The sequence below is a fragment of the Streptomyces sp. LUP47B genome (assembly GCF_001746295.1).
In the GTDB taxonomy this organism is placed as follows: domain Bacteria; phylum Actinomycetota; class Actinomycetes; order Streptomycetales; family Streptomycetaceae; genus Streptomyces.
Window position 1 is genome coordinate 65,694 of record NZ_MJAH01000013.1, and the last position, 13,102, is coordinate 78,795.

Here is a 13,102-nt window from a genome sequence, read left to right on the forward strand (position 1 = left end):
TCAGGTCACAACATGATTTCTCCTCAACCTGAAATAACCGGGGAGCGTCTCCCCGTTTAGACGTGTGTCCGAGCGAAACGGGGACCGAATCCCCGGATCGCGAAACCAGACCCCGAGGGGAGCGCACCGTGACTGCCACGACGACCGCGCAGCGCAAGGCGCCCCGGCCCCGCGCCGACGCCCTGCGCAACCGCGAGCGGATCGTCACCGCCGCCAGCGAGATGTTCACCGAGTTCGGCCCCGACGTGCCGCTCGACGAGATCGCCCGCCGGGCCGGCGTGGGCAACGCCACGGTGTACCGCAACTTCCCCGACCGCGACGCGCTCGTCCGTGAGGTCGTCTGCTCCGTCCTGGACCGGACGGCGGAGGCGGCTGAGCTCGCGCTCGCGGCGACAGGGGACGCCTTCGGCGCGCTGGAGCGCTTCGTGCACACCGCCGCCGACGAGCGGATCACCGCACTGTGCCCGATGGTCCAGGGCACCTTCGACCAGTTCCACCCCGACCTGGTGGCCGCACGCGTACGCATCGAGCAGCTCGTCGGGCAGCTCATGGGCCGGGCCAGGGCGGCCGGTCAGCTGCGCGGCGACGTGAGCGTCGGTGACCTGATGGTCGCCGTGGCCCAGCTGTCCCGGCCCCCGGCCGGCACCGGCTGTCTCACCCTCGACGGGTTCGTGCACCGCACCCTTCAGCTGTTCCTGGACGGACTGCGGGCCCCGGCCCGGTCCGACCTGCCGGGCGCGGCGCTGACCATGGAGGACCTCCGCCAGGCCTGATCCGACGACACCGATTAGTTCAGAGCGCGAGAACAGTCAGCAACAACGACTTCCGACCGGCCGTCAGCGAAGACGGACCGTCCCCTCAAGACATCTTTTTTCCGTCCCGAAGTACCGGAGTGGGTACCCCCATGTCTGAAACAGCCGCAAAGGCTACCGGCGCACCGGCCACGTCCGGTGACGCCAACCGCTGGAAAGCGCTGGTCTTCATCGCGCTCGCCCAGCTGATGGTCGTCCTCGACGCGACGATCGTGAACATCGCCCTGCCGTCCGCCCAGACCGACCTGGGCATCTCCGACGGCAACCGTCAGTGGGTCGTCACGGCCTACGCCCTCGCCTTCGGTGGTCTGCTGCTCTTCGGCGGCCGCATAGCCGACCTGTGGGGCCGCAAGAACGCCTTCGTGGTCGGCCTGATCGGCTTCGCGCTGGCCTCCGCGCTGGGCGGCGCGGCCACCAGCGGCGCCATGATGTTCGGTGCCCGTGCCCTGCAGGGTGTCTTCGGCGCGCTGCTCGCGCCCGCCGCGCTCTCCCTGCTCGCCGTGATGTTCACGGACGCCAAGGAGCGCGCCAAGGCCTTCGGCATCTACGGTGCGATCGCCGGTGGTGGCGGCGCCGTGGGCTTCATCCTCGGCGGTGTGCTGACCGAGTACATGAACTGGCGCTGGACCTTCTTCGTGAACATCCCGTTCGCGATCGTGGCCGCGCTCGGCGCGTACTTCGTCATCCGTGAGCCCGAGGGCGGCCGCAACCGCAACCCGCTCGACATCCCCGGCGTCCTGCTGTCCACCCTGGGCCTGGTCGCGCTGGTCTACGGCTTCACCCGCGCCGAGTCCAACGGCTGGGGCGACTCGATGACCGTGGGCATGTTCGTCGCCTCCGCGGTCCTGCTGATCGCGTTCGTCGTCACCGAGGCCCGTACCAAGGCCCCGCTGCTGCCGCTGCGCGTCATCACCGACCGCAACCGCGGCGGGATCTACCTCTCGCTCGGTATCGCGATCATCGCGATGTTCGGCACCTTCCTGTTCCTCACCTACTACCTCCAGATCGTGAAGGGCTTCACGCCGATCAAGACCGGCTTCGCCTTCATGCCGATGATCGTCGGCATGATGGTCGGCTCGACCCAGATCGGTGCCCGCCTGATGACCCGCGTCCCGGCGCGGCTGCTGATGGGCCCCGGCTTCCTGGTCGCCGCGGTCGGCATGCTCCTCATGACCCAGCTGGAGATCGGTTCGTCGTACGCCTCGACGATCCTGCCGGCGATGCTGCTGCTCGGCCTCGGCATGGGTACGGCGTTCATGCCCGCCATGTCCCTGGCCACCCTGGGCGTCGAGCCCCGGGACGCCGGTGTCGCCTCCGCGATGGTCAACACCTCGCAGCAGGTGGGCGGTGCGATCGGTACGGCCCTGCTGAACACGATCGCCGCGTCGGCCACGACCTCCTACATCGCCGACCACATCGGCTCCGCGACCTCCAGGTCGCAGCAGCAGCTGGTCACGCTGGAGGGCCAGGTGCACGGCTACACCAACGCGATCTGGTTCGCCGTCGGCATGCTGGTGCTCGCCGCGGTGATCGTCGTGACCCTCGTAAACGCCGGCCGCACGGACACGGCCGCGGTGGCCGAGTCCGGCGAGGGCGCCGAGGAGGAGCTGGCGATTCCGGTCGTCGCCCACTGACGGCGACCGGTCGGTCGTACCCCTTCGAGAACCACGTACGTACGGGGAAGGGGACGCCCCGTACGTACGACCCAGGAACTGCCCTGGTCCTGCTGAGTGAGCGGCTCAGCGGAGCCAGGGCAGATCCGCGCCCGCCTCGTTCGGCTGGAGTCCCTCGGCGACGATCTGCATGATCTCGCCGAGGGACTTCTGCTGTTCGGGGGTGAGCCGATCGAAGAGGGCGTTGCGTACGGCCCGCACATGGCCGGGCGCGGCGCCCCGCAGCATTGCCAGGCCCGGGTCCGTGAGCACCGCGAACTGGCCGCGCTTGTCGTCCGGGCAGTCCTCCCGGCGCACCCAGCCGTTGCGCTCCAGACGGGCGATGGCGTGGGAGAGGCGGGACCGGGTGATCTTCGCCTTCATGGCCAGCTCGGTCATCCGCAGCCGCCGGTCCGGGGCCTCGGCCAGCCCCACGAGCAGTCCGTAGTAGATGTGCGGCATGCCGGCGTCCCGCTGGAGCTGGCGGTCGAGGTGATCCTCGAGGAGGGTCGTGGCGTGCACATAGGAACGCCAGATGCGCTGCTCTTCGTCGTCGAGCCACTGGGGCTCCTCGTCGGGGACGGATGCCGTGTTCATGTATCCCACTCTACGAGCTCTCTCCTTGAAGCTTAAACAAATGAGGCGTACAGTCATATCGAGAAGCTTAAATTTTGAAGCACTGCCCGCATCGGAAGTACCGGAGGAGTCCCCGCCATGTCCGCCGACACGCAGGAGCGCATGCCCGCCCTCTATCTGAGTCACGGCGCGCCGCCGCTCGCCGACGACCCGATCTGGCCCGGTGAGCTCGCCGCCTGGTCCGCGGACCTGCCCCGCCCCAAGGCGATCCTCATGGTCTCCGCCCACTGGGAGGAGGCCCCCCTCGCCCTCGGCGCGGTACGGACCGTCCCGCTCGTCTACGACTTCTGGGGCTTCCCCGAGCGCTACTACAAGGTGACGTACGGCGCCCCCGGCGCCCCCGAACTCGCCGAGTCCGTACGCAAGCTGCTGCGCGCCCCCGGCATCCCCGTGCAGGACATCCCGGACCGCGGACTGGACCACGGCGCGTACGTCCCGCTGGTCGAGATGTTCCCCGACGCCGACATCCCCGTCCTGCAGATCTCCATGCCGACCCTCGACCCGGTCAGGCTCATGGAGGTCGGGCGCAAGCTCGCCCCGCTGCGCGACGAGGGTGTCCTGATCGTCGGCTCCGGCTTCTTCACCCACAACCTCGCCGCCCTGCGCCACACCGGCTCCGGCGTGCCCACCTGGTCCTCGGAGTTCGACGACTGGGGCAGGCGGGCGCTGGAGACGCGGGACGTGGACTCCCTGCTGGACTTCCTCAACAAGGCTCCGGCCGGGCGCTACGCCCACCCGCGCACCGAGCACTTCGCGCCGCTGTTCGTGACGATGGGCGCAGCCGACGTGAGCGGCGAGCTGGACGCGCAGAGGTCCGTCATCGACGGGTTCTGGATGGGGATGGCGAAGCGGTCGGTGCAGTTCGGCTGACACTCTCGCGGGGGCCTACAGGGCCTTCTCGTACCAGGCCACGTCCCAGTAGCGGCCGAACTTCCGGCCCACCTCCCGGTAGGTGCCGACGTGCCGGAAACCGAAGCGTTCATGCAGCCGCGTGGACGCTTCGTTGGGTTGTGCGATGCCCGCGTAGGCGCGGTGCAGGTCCTCGTCGGCCAGGGCCTCGAAGAGGGCCTTGTAGAGGAGCGTGCCGACGCCCCGGCCGCCCGCGTCCGGGGCGAGGTAGACGGTGACCTCCACGGAGGTCGCGTACGCGGGCTTGGCGCGGAAAGGGCTGGATGTGGCGTACCCGAGGATCCGCTGTGAGGTTCCTGTCGGCTCCGTGTCGCTGGCAACCATCAGGCGGTACGGCCCGTCTTCAGGGTGGGAGAGCAGCCAGGGGCGGCGCTCTTCCGCAGTGAAGACGGCGGTATCGAATGTGATGGGCGTCTCACGAACGTAGTGGTTGTAGATGTCGGTGAGGGCCCCGAGGTCGCTTTCGGCTCCCGGTCTGACCTGCACCTCTGTACGTTCCGTCGACATCACGCCTCCCCATGTGGCCGGACAGGGTACTGCAAGATCAGAAAAATAGCGGCACGCCTTGGGAATTCTGTCCGGTTTCCAGTCGTTGTTTCCATCGGATGCAGGGCACCCGAGGAGAGTCCGGAAGCAAACCGGAGCCGGGACCCAGCGTCCGAAGGACCACCCGCTGACCCAACATCGCAAGGGAGCACGCATGGCAACCCGTGCCGTCGCCCGTCGTAAGTCCGCCACCGGCGGGTCTACCGACGCGGCGCGCAGTGTTCGCGTCCATGGCGGCGAGATCGCCGACCGCGACCTGGTCGGCATGTACCTCGACGAGATCGCGCGTACGCCGCTGCTCGACGCCGCCAAGGAAGTCGAGCTGTCCCAGATCATCGAGGCGGGTGTGTTCGCCCGACAGGTCCTCGACGGGTACGAGGAAGCCAAGGCGGACGCCACCCGCGAGGAGCTGGAGGCCCTGGTGGAGGAGGGTGAGCGCGCCAAGGACGTGTTCATCCGTTCCAACCTCCGCCTGGTCGTGGCCGTGGCCCGCCGCTACCCCCGCAGCGGTCTGCCCCTGCTCGACCTGATCCAGGAGGGCAACGCCGGCCTGGTGCGCGCGGTCGAGAAGTTCGACTACCGCAAGGGCTTCAAGTTCTCGACGTACGCGACCTGGTGGATCCGTCAGGCCATCACCCGCTCCATCGCCGACCAGTCACGCACCATCCGGCTGCCCGTCCACCTCGTGGAGGAGCTGGGCCGTATCCGCCGTGTGCAGCGCGAGTTCAACCGCGAGCACGGCCGCGACCCGGAGCCCGCGGAGATCGCCGCCGAGCTCGGCTCGAACCCGGAGCGCGTGATCGACGTGCTGGACTGGGCCCGCGACCCGGTCTCGCTGAACATGTCGGTGGACGACGACGGCGACACCCAGTTCGGTGACCTGCTCGAGGACACCTCGGCGGTCTCGCCGGAGCAGTCGGTGCTGACGCTGCTGCGCAGCGAGGAGCTGGACGACCTCATCGGCCGCCTCGACCAGCGCACCGCCTCCATCATCAAGATGCGGTACGGCATCGACGACGGACGCGAGCGCACGCTGACCGAGGTCGGCAAGGAGCACGGCCTCACCCGTGAGCGGATCCGGCAGATCGAGAAGCACGCCCTGCTGGAGCTGAAGAAGCTCGCGCGGGACACCGGGTTCGACGCGGCGGCGTAGGCGGGATCTGCCCGCGTACGCCGGGTGGCGAAAGACCGCGTAAACATGGCTGTACTAGGCCGCTTCAACCCGGCGGACCCTGGGAACAAGACTTCAGGGTCCAGGTGTTCGGGTCCCGGAGGCCCTGCCTCCGGAACCTCCTGAACCAAGTCCCGACGCAATCCCCCCCGGCGCCGGGACTCTCCCCGAGCCGGACTTCGGCGCCCCTCCCCCCGGGCGCCGGGGTCCGGCTCTTTCCGCACCCCGCCGAACAGACCGGTGGGTCACCCCGTACCTGAACCACGGGGTGCCCCACCGGACGGCAGATTCTGTCACACCGGGCATGGCACGCCAGTTGTGAGCAGGTCGGGCATGGTGCGGGGTGCGGCGAACGGTCCGTTGTGGCGCGCGAGGTGACGAACGGCCTGTCGTGGTGCGCGGGGTGCGGCGAACGGTCCGTTGTGGCGCGCGAGGTGGCGAACGGCCTGTCGTGGTACGCGGGGTGGCGAACGGCTTGTCGTGGTGCGCGCGGTGGCGAACGGCCCGTCGTGCTGCGCGGTGTGGCGAACGGCCCGTCCTGGCGCGGGTGACTGCAACTCCCCAGGGGCGCGGGGAACTGCGCGACCAGCCCCCACCGGCCCGCAGCCGCCCTCCGACAGCACCTGGCACCCCCATAGGCGCCCCGGCCCAAGCCCCCCGCAGGGGACCCGCTCAGACCCCGCCCGTCGCCCGGACCAACCGCCCGCCCAACTCCCGTACCGCAGAGCCCAGTTCCGCAGGTTCCTCCACCCGGAACTCCACCCCCGTCATCGCCAACCGCACCGCCAGCCACTCCACCGCGTCCCCCACGGTCCCCCGCAGCCGGCACCGCCCCTCCCCGAGAGGCTCCGGCACCCCCATCCACGCCGGCACCCGAGCCCTCACCGCCGTCACATCCGCCTCGAAGGTCACGGCGATCTCGTACGTCTCCTGACGGCGGTACATCGACTGCCGCAGATACTCCGCCGCACTCCCCGTCGGCAACTCCCGCGGAGCGAACCTCGCCCCCGTGGCGAAGGGATCGTTCACCCGGTCGACCCGGAAGGTCCGCCAGTCGTCGCGGTCGAGGTCGTAGGCGACGAGGTACCACCGCCGCCCGGTGGAGACCAGACGGTACGGCTCCACGACGCGTCGCGACTCGGCCCCGTCCTTCGCCCGGTAGGCGAACCGCAGCCGCTCGTGCCCGGCCACCGTGGACGCCATCACCGTCAGCGTCTCGGTCGCGATGCTCGCCCCGTCCCCGCTGGTCAGCGGAGTCGTCGCGGCCTGGAAGGTGGACACACGGTGCCGTAGCCGGGACGGCAGGACCTGTTCCAGTTTCGCCAGTGCCCGTACGGACGCCTCGTCCATCCCCTCGACCGCGTGCCCCGCCCCCGCCCGCAGCCCGACCGCGATGGCCACCGCCTCCTCGTCGTCGAGGACGAGCGGGGGCATGGCCTTGCCCGCGACGAGCCGGTAGCCGCCGTCGGAGCCCTTCGTCGCCTGGACGGGATAGCCCAGCTCGCGGAGGCGGTCGACGTCCCGTCGGACCGTGCGGCGGGAGACCCCCAGGCGGTCGGCGAGCTCACCGCCGGGCCATTCACGGGGCGTCTGGAGGAGGGAGAGGAGCGTCAGGAGCCGTGCCGGGGTGTCCGTCGTCATGAGTTCGAGGATGCCGTACCACTAGGACATGATCTGACCTAGTGGGGCCGTAGCTTCAAGGCATGACCTCCACCGAGACCACCCTTTCGGGCACCCCCGAGACGCCGCCCGCCGCAGGCGACCGGCGTCGCTGGTTCGCCCTCGCCATCGTGATGACCGCGGCCTTCATGGACCTCGTCGACGTCACCATCGTCAACATCGCCATCCCGTCCATCCGGCAGGAGGCCGGTGCCTCCGTCAGCCAGATCCAGTGGATCACCGCCGGTTATGCCCTCGCCTTCGCCGCGGGGCTGATCACCGGCGGGCGGCTCGGTGACATCCACGGGCGCAAGCGGCTGTTCCTCGTCGGCATCGGCGGGTTCACGCTCGCGTCGGCGCTGTGCGGCTTCGCGGCGAACCCGGAGATGCTGGTCGCGTCCCGGATCCTCCAGGGCGGCATGGCGGCGATGATGGTGCCGCAGGTCCTGTCGATCGTGCACGCGACCTTTCCGGGGCACGAGCGGGGAAAGGTGTTCGGGCTGTTCGGCGCGATCGTGGGGCTCGGGGCTGTCTCCGGTCCGCTGCTCGGCGCGCTGCTGACCGAGTGGAACCTGTTCGGGCTCGAGTGGCGGCCGATCTTCCTCATCAACCTGCCGGTCGGGATCGCGGGGCTCGTGCTCGGCAGCCGCTTCATCACCGAGTCCAAGGCCCCGCGGGCGCTGAAGCTGGACCTGGTGGGCGTGGGGCTCGTGGTGGTGGGCTTGCTCCTGCTGCTCTACCCGCTGACCCGCGGTGAGGAGCTGGGCTGGCCGCTGTGGGGGTATGTGTCGATGGCCGGTGCGCCCCTGGTCTTCGCCGCGCTGGTGGCGTACGAGAAGCGGAAGGGCGCGCGGGACGGGTCGCCGCTGGTCGAGCTGTCGCTGTTCAAGGTGAAGAGCTTCGCGGCCGGCATCGCGGTGCAGACCGTGTTCGGGGTCGGGCTCGGCATCTTCTTCCTGGTGTGGACGCTGTACATGCAGACCGGCCTGGGCTGGAGCCCGTTGCGTGCGGGGCTGACCGGGGTGCCGTTCTCGATCGCGGTCTCCACGGCGGCGGGTCTGTCGGTGCAGAAGCTCGTCCCGCGCTTCGGGCGCAAGGTGCTCCAGGCCGGTGCGCTGCTGATGGCGGTGGGTGTGCTGCTCTACCTCTGGGAGGCCGAGCGGTACGGCATGGGGATCAGCTCCTGGCAGATGGCGTTGCCGCTGGTCGTGATGGGTGCCGGCATGGGTCTGATCGTCGCGCCGCTGACGGACGCGGTGCTCTCGGACGTGCCGCGCGAGCACGCCGGTTCGGCGTCGGGGCTCATCAACACCGTGCAACAGATGGGCAACGCGCTCGGGCTCGGGCTGGTGTCCGTGGTGTTCTTCGGGGTCATCGGCGACGACCTGCGACCCGCTCAGGTGGGCCCGGCCTTCGTGGACGCCTTCCAGCACGCGCTCGGGTGGGTCGCGGCGGTGATGGGCGTGATCTTCCTGCTGATGTTCGCGCTGCCGAAGCGGCCCGCACAGCACGTGGAGGGGGCGGAGCTTCCCGGGGTGGAGGAGAAGACGCCCGAGCTCGTTTAAAGGGGTTCGCAGGGGTTGTTCGGCGTGGGGCCCGGTACCTGCCGTCAGGTGCCGGGCCCTTCTGACGTCGCCTTCTGTCCCGTGCGGACCGAGTCAGAAGTCCGTTCATGCCCGGATCACGCCCGAACCTGTTTACTTTCCAGAAATACAGGCGTAGCCTCCGTCTGAAACCACACGTTCGGGCATGGATCGGAGGCGAACGGATATGTACGCACCGGAGCGGCAGCAGGAGATCCTCCGGCTCGCTCGTGACGGCGGGCGGGTCGACGTCGTCTCCCTGGCCGAGGAGTTCCAGGTCACGGCCGAGACGATCCGCCGGGACCTGAAGGCCCTCGACCGTGCCGGTCTGCTGCGCCGGGTGCACGGCGGGGCCATCCCGGCCGGGCGCCTCGACTTCGAGCCGGACCTCGCCGAGCGCGAGACGACCGCGGCCGACGAGAAGGACCACATCGCCAAGGCGGCCCTCGCGGAACTGCCGACCGAGGGCACCCTGATCCTCGACGCCGGTACGACCGTCGCCCGGCTGGCCGCCGCCGTCCCGCTGGAGGCCTCGCTCACCGTCGTCACCCACAGCCTGCCGATCGCGGCCCGTCTCGCGGACCACCCCGGCATCCAGCTCCACCTCGTCGGGGGGCGCGTGCGGAACCGTACCCGCGCCGCGGTCGACGCCTGGGCGCTGCGGGCGTACGGCGAGATCCGGGCCGACGTCCTCTTCGTCGCGGCCAACGGCTTCTCCGCCGATCACGGCCTCACCACCCCCGACCTCGCCGAGGCCGCGGTCAAGCGCGCGGCGATCGCCGCCGCCCGCCGGGTGGTCCTGCTCGCCGACTCGGCCAAGCACGGCCAGGAGCACTTCGCCCGCTTCGGCGACCTGAGCGACGTGGACCTGCTGATCACCGACAGCGGGCTGAGCCCCGACGACGCCGCCGTGATCGAGCGCGGCGGCACGGAAGTGCTGTGTGTTTAGGAACGAGTGCGCATGATCCTCACCGTCACCCCGAATCCGTCCCTGGACCGTACGTACGAGGTCCCGTCCCTGGAGCGCGGCGAGGTCATCCGCGCCACCCGTGAACGCATGGACCCCGGCGGCAAGGGCGTCAACGTCTCGCGCGCCGTCACGGCCGCCGGGCGGCGCACGGTCGCGGTCCTGCCGCTGGGCGGTGCGCCGGGGGCGCTCGTCGCCGACCTGCTCGACGCGCAGGGCATCGAGGTCGCGCCGGTGCCGGTCGCGGGCGCCACCCGCTCGAACATCGCGCTCGCCGAGTCGGACGGGGTGCTCACGAAGATCAACGCGCCGGGTCCGGAGTTGTCCGCCGCCGAGCAGGAGCTCCTGCTGGAGACCGTGCGAGAGCAGTCCCCCGACGCCTCGTGGATCGCGTGCTGCGGGAGCCTGCCCCGGGGGCTCGCGCCCTCGTGGTACGCCGAGGTGGTCGCGCGGGCGCACGCCGGTGGTGCGCGGATCGCGCTGGACACCTCGGGGCGCGCGCTCCTGGAGGCGCTGCGCGAACGGCCCGACGTGGTGAAGCCGAACGCCGAGGAGCTCGCGGAGGCCGTCGGGCGCCCTCTCGCCACGGTGGGCGACGCCGTGAAGGCGGCCGAGGAACTGCGTGAGATGGGCGCATGCGCCGTGCTCGCCAGCCTGGGCGCCGACGGGCAACTGCTCGTGGACGGCTCGGGCGCCTGGTTCGCCAGCGCGCACGTGGAGGTCGTACGCAGCAATGTCGGAGCCGGCGACTCGTCGCTGGCCGGCTTCCTGATCGCCGGCGGCAGCGGCCCCGAGGCCCTCGCCTCCGCGGTCGCGCACGGCGCGGCGGCCGTCCAGCTGCCCGGCAGCGAGATGCCGACGCCGGACGACCTGGACCCGGCCGCGGTGACGGTCACGGCCGAGGTGCCCATGGACCGCGTGCTGACGGAGCCGGTGTCGTGACCCGCCCGACGCTTCCCACCACGGTGGTGTTTCCAGCCACCCCCGAGACCCCACACCGCTGCACCCCCGTCCCCCTCACCACCGCCCACCCCACTCCCCGGGCGATACGCGTGCGAAGGAGCCCGCGATGAGCGACATGATCACCGCGGACCTGGTCGATCTCGACCTGTCCGCCGATACCAAGGAAGCGGCGGCGCGTGCCCTCGCCGAGCGCATGGTCGCCCTGGGCCGGGTGACCGACCTGGAGGGCTTCCTCGCCGACGTGGCCGCCCGCGAGGCACAGATGCCGACCGGCCTCGACGGCGGCATCGGCATCCCGCACTGCCGCAGCGAACACGTCACCGAGCCGACGCTCGCCTTCGGACGCAGCGCGGCCGGGATCGACTTCGGCGCGGCCGACGGTCCCGCCGACCTGATCTTCCTGATCGCCGCACCGGCCGGCGCGGACGACGCCCACCTGACGATCCTGTCCTCGCTCGCGCGCCAGCTGATGAACGCCGAGTTCACGGACGCGCTGCGGTCGGCGGGGAACGCGGCGAGCGCCGCGGCGCTGATCCGCGGGGACGAGGCACCGGCGGAGGCGGCCGGCGAGGCCACCGCGGGCGCCGGTGAAGACTCCGTTGCGGCATCGGCGGCGGCCTCCGCCGATGCCGCAACGGCCAGTACGGCAGCGACATCGGCGACGGAACCGGCGCAGGACACGCGCCCCTTCCGGATCGTCGCCGTCACGTCCTGCCCGACCGGCATCGCCCACACCTACATGGCGGCCGAGTCGCTGGAGAACGCCGGCCGCGAGGCGGGCGTCGAACTCGTCGTCGAGACGCAGGGCTCCGCCGGCTTCACCCGGCTCGACCCGGCGGTCATCGCGGACGCGGACGGCGTGATCTTCGCGCACGACGTCCCCGTACGCGACAAGGACCGCTTCGCCGGCAAGCCCACCGTCGACGTCGGCGTGAAAGCGGGCATCAACCGCCCGGCCGAACTCATCACCGAGGTCCGCGGGAAGGCCGAGCGCGGCGAGGTCAGCTCGGCGGCCGGGGCCGGCTCCACGCCGGTCGAGCGGGCCGGCGAGTCCGGCGACAGCTACGGCACCAAGCTCCGCAAGTGGCTGATGACCGGCGTGAGTTACATGGTCCCGTTCGTCGCCGCGGGCGGTCTGCTGCTCGCCCTCGGGTTCGCGATCGGCGGCTGGCAGATCGCGAGCGCGCCCTCGGTCATGAAGCACTTCTCCTGGACCGAGATCGACAGCTGGGGCGCCCTGCTGTTCCAGATCGGCCAGGTCGCCTTCGGCTTCCTCATCCCGGTCCTCGCCGGATACATCGCCTACGGCATGGCGGACCGCCCCGGTCTCGTCCCCGGCTTCGTCGGCGGAATGATCGCCTCCAACATCGCCGCCGGATTCCTGGGCGGTCTGGTCGCCGGTCTGCTGGCCGGTGGTGTGGTCCTCGCGATCCAGCGGATCAAGATCCCACCGGTGCTGCGCGGCATCATGCCGGTGGTGGTGATCCCGCTGATCTCCTCGCTGATCGTCGGCTTCCTGATGTTCGTCGTGATCGGCAAGCCCATCGCCGAGGCCCAGAAGGGCATGACGGACTGGCTCAACGGCCTCTCCGGCGCCAACGCCGTCCTGCTCGGCGTCCTCCTCGGCCTGATGATGTGCTTCGACCTCGGCGGCCCTGTCAACAAGGTCGCGTACGCCTTCGCCACCGCCGGTATCGCCGTCCAGAACCCGAGCGACTCCGCGATGAAGGTCATGGCCGCCGTGATGGCCGCGGGCATGGTCCCGCCGCTGGGCATGGCGCTGGCGACCACCGTCCGCAAGAAGCTCTTCACCGAGACCGAGCGCGAGAACGGCAAGGCGGCCTGGGTGCTCGGCGCCTCCTTCATCTCCGAGGGCGCGATCCCGTTCGCCGCGGCCGACCCGCTGCGCGTCATCCCGGCCTCCATGGCGGGCGGCGCGGTCACCGGCGCCCTGTCGATGGCCTTCGGCGCCACCCTGCGCGCCCCGCACGGCGGCATCTTCGTGGTCCCGCTGATCGGCAGCCCGTTCCTCTACCTGATCGCCATCGCGGCGGGAGTGTGCGTCACGACCGCACTGGTGGTCGTCCTGAAGAGCATGCGCAAGCCGGCCGCGGGAACTGCGGCCACCACGGCGACGGCGGCCGCCGACGCCCCGACGGCCGAGCAGAAGCAGCCGGTCGCCGCGTGATACCTGCCCCTTTGGG

11 protein-coding genes are annotated in these 13,102 nt (G+C 70.7%); 8 read left to right on the plus strand and 3 right to left on the minus strand.

Features of this window, described 5'->3' with window-relative positions; all coding sequences use genetic code 11:
* The first annotated feature begins 128 nt into the window (after positions 1–128).
* Together BFN33_RS33315 and BFN33_RS33320 are read left to right on the plus strand one after the other, a co-directional pair.
* Complete coding sequence (locus tag BFN33_RS33315) at positions 129–773, plus strand: TetR/AcrR family transcriptional regulator (RefSeq protein WP_069763906.1); 645 nt, start codon at positions 129–131, stop codon at positions 771–773.
* Positions 774–904: 131 nt separating this feature from the next.
* On the plus strand, positions 905–2,446 hold the full coding sequence (locus BFN33_RS33320; protein WP_069763907.1) for an MFS transporter: 1,542 nt from the start codon (positions 905–907) through the stop codon (positions 2,444–2,446).
* A 105-nt stretch (positions 2,447–2,551) separates the two neighbouring features.
* Here the strand turns inward: BFN33_RS33320 and BFN33_RS33325 are convergent, their stop codons facing one another.
* Positions 2,552–3,061, minus strand: a complete 510-nt coding sequence (locus BFN33_RS33325) for a MarR family winged helix-turn-helix transcriptional regulator (protein ID WP_069763908.1) — start codon at positions 3,059–3,061, stop codon at positions 2,552–2,554.
* Positions 3,062–3,178: 117 nt separating this feature from the next.
* Here BFN33_RS33325 and BFN33_RS33330 point away from each other — a divergent pair, with 117 nt between their 5' ends.
* Positions 3,179–3,970 (plus strand): dioxygenase, encoded by a 792-nt coding sequence (locus BFN33_RS33330; RefSeq protein WP_069763909.1) that lies wholly within the window; start codon positions 3,179–3,181, stop codon positions 3,968–3,970.
* A gap of 15 nt (positions 3,971–3,985) precedes the next feature.
* On the opposite strand, the gene BFN33_RS33335 is transcribed toward BFN33_RS33330, so the two are convergent.
* A complete protein-coding gene (locus BFN33_RS33335) occupies positions 3,986–4,516 on the minus strand; it encodes a GNAT family N-acetyltransferase (RefSeq protein ID WP_069763910.1) in 531 nt (176 codons plus the stop codon).
* Between the two features lie 193 nt (positions 4,517–4,709).
* Between BFN33_RS33335 and BFN33_RS33340 the strand changes: the two genes are divergently transcribed.
* Complete coding sequence (locus BFN33_RS33340) at positions 4,710–5,708, plus strand: RNA polymerase sigma factor RpoD/SigA (RefSeq protein WP_069763911.1); 999 nt, start codon at positions 4,710–4,712, stop codon at positions 5,706–5,708.
* A gap of 690 nt (positions 5,709–6,398) precedes the next feature.
* On the opposite strand, the gene BFN33_RS33345 is transcribed toward BFN33_RS33340, so the two are convergent.
* Entirely contained in the window at positions 6,399–7,367 is a 969-nt protein-coding gene (locus BFN33_RS33345) for a YafY family protein (protein WP_069763912.1), read from the minus strand.
* 62 nt (positions 7,368–7,429) lie between these two features.
* Between BFN33_RS33345 and BFN33_RS33350 the strand changes: the two genes are divergently transcribed.
* The 4 genes from BFN33_RS33350 to BFN33_RS33365 all read left to right on the plus strand — a co-directional run bounded on the left by BFN33_RS33350 (position 7,430) and on the right by BFN33_RS33365 (position 13,086).
* The gene (locus BFN33_RS33350; protein ID WP_069763913.1) at positions 7,430–8,950 is read left to right on the plus strand and encodes an MFS transporter; all 1,521 of its coding nucleotides are present in this window, start codon (positions 7,430–7,432) and stop codon (positions 8,948–8,950) included.
* Positions 8,951–9,155: 205 nt separating this feature from the next.
* Positions 9,156–9,917: a DeoR/GlpR family DNA-binding transcription regulator gene (locus BFN33_RS33355; RefSeq protein ID WP_069763914.1), complete on the plus strand. Its 762-nt coding sequence runs from the start codon at positions 9,156–9,158 to the stop codon at positions 9,915–9,917.
* Between the two features lie 12 nt (positions 9,918–9,929).
* Positions 9,930–10,877 (plus strand): 1-phosphofructokinase, encoded by a 948-nt coding sequence (pfkB, locus tag BFN33_RS33360; RefSeq protein WP_069763915.1) that lies wholly within the window; start codon positions 9,930–9,932, stop codon positions 10,875–10,877.
* Between the two features lie 127 nt (positions 10,878–11,004).
* A complete protein-coding gene (locus tag BFN33_RS33365) occupies positions 11,005–13,086 on the plus strand; it encodes a fructose-specific PTS transporter subunit EIIC (protein WP_069763916.1) in 2,082 nt (693 codons plus the stop codon).
* The last annotated feature ends 16 nt before the right edge of the window (positions 13,087–13,102 follow it).

Coding starts and splice junctions, on each gene's coding strand:
- BFN33_RS33335 (WP_069763910.1), bottom strand. CDS start 4,516: ATGTCGACGGAACGTACAGAGGTGCAGGTCAGACCGGGAGCCGAAAGC.
- BFN33_RS33350 (WP_069763913.1), top strand. CDS start 7,430: ATGACCTCCACCGAGACCACCCTTTCGGGCACCCCCGAGACGCCGCCC.
- BFN33_RS33320 (WP_069763907.1), top strand. CDS start 905: ATGTCTGAAACAGCCGCAAAGGCTACCGGCGCACCGGCCACGTCCGGT.
- BFN33_RS33340 (WP_069763911.1), top strand. CDS start 4,710: ATGGCAACCCGTGCCGTCGCCCGTCGTAAGTCCGCCACCGGCGGGTCT.
- BFN33_RS33345 (WP_069763912.1), bottom strand. CDS start 7,367: ATGACGACGGACACCCCGGCACGGCTCCTGACGCTCCTCTCCCTCCTC.
- pfkB (WP_069763915.1), top strand. CDS start 9,930: ATGATCCTCACCGTCACCCCGAATCCGTCCCTGGACCGTACGTACGAG.
- BFN33_RS33365 (WP_069763916.1), top strand. CDS start 11,005: ATGAGCGACATGATCACCGCGGACCTGGTCGATCTCGACCTGTCCGCC.
- BFN33_RS33355 (WP_069763914.1), top strand. CDS start 9,156: ATGTACGCACCGGAGCGGCAGCAGGAGATCCTCCGGCTCGCTCGTGAC.
- BFN33_RS33330 (WP_069763909.1), top strand. CDS start 3,179: ATGTCCGCCGACACGCAGGAGCGCATGCCCGCCCTCTATCTGAGTCAC.
- BFN33_RS33325 (WP_069763908.1), bottom strand. CDS start 3,061: ATGAACACGGCATCCGTCCCCGACGAGGAGCCCCAGTGGCTCGACGAC.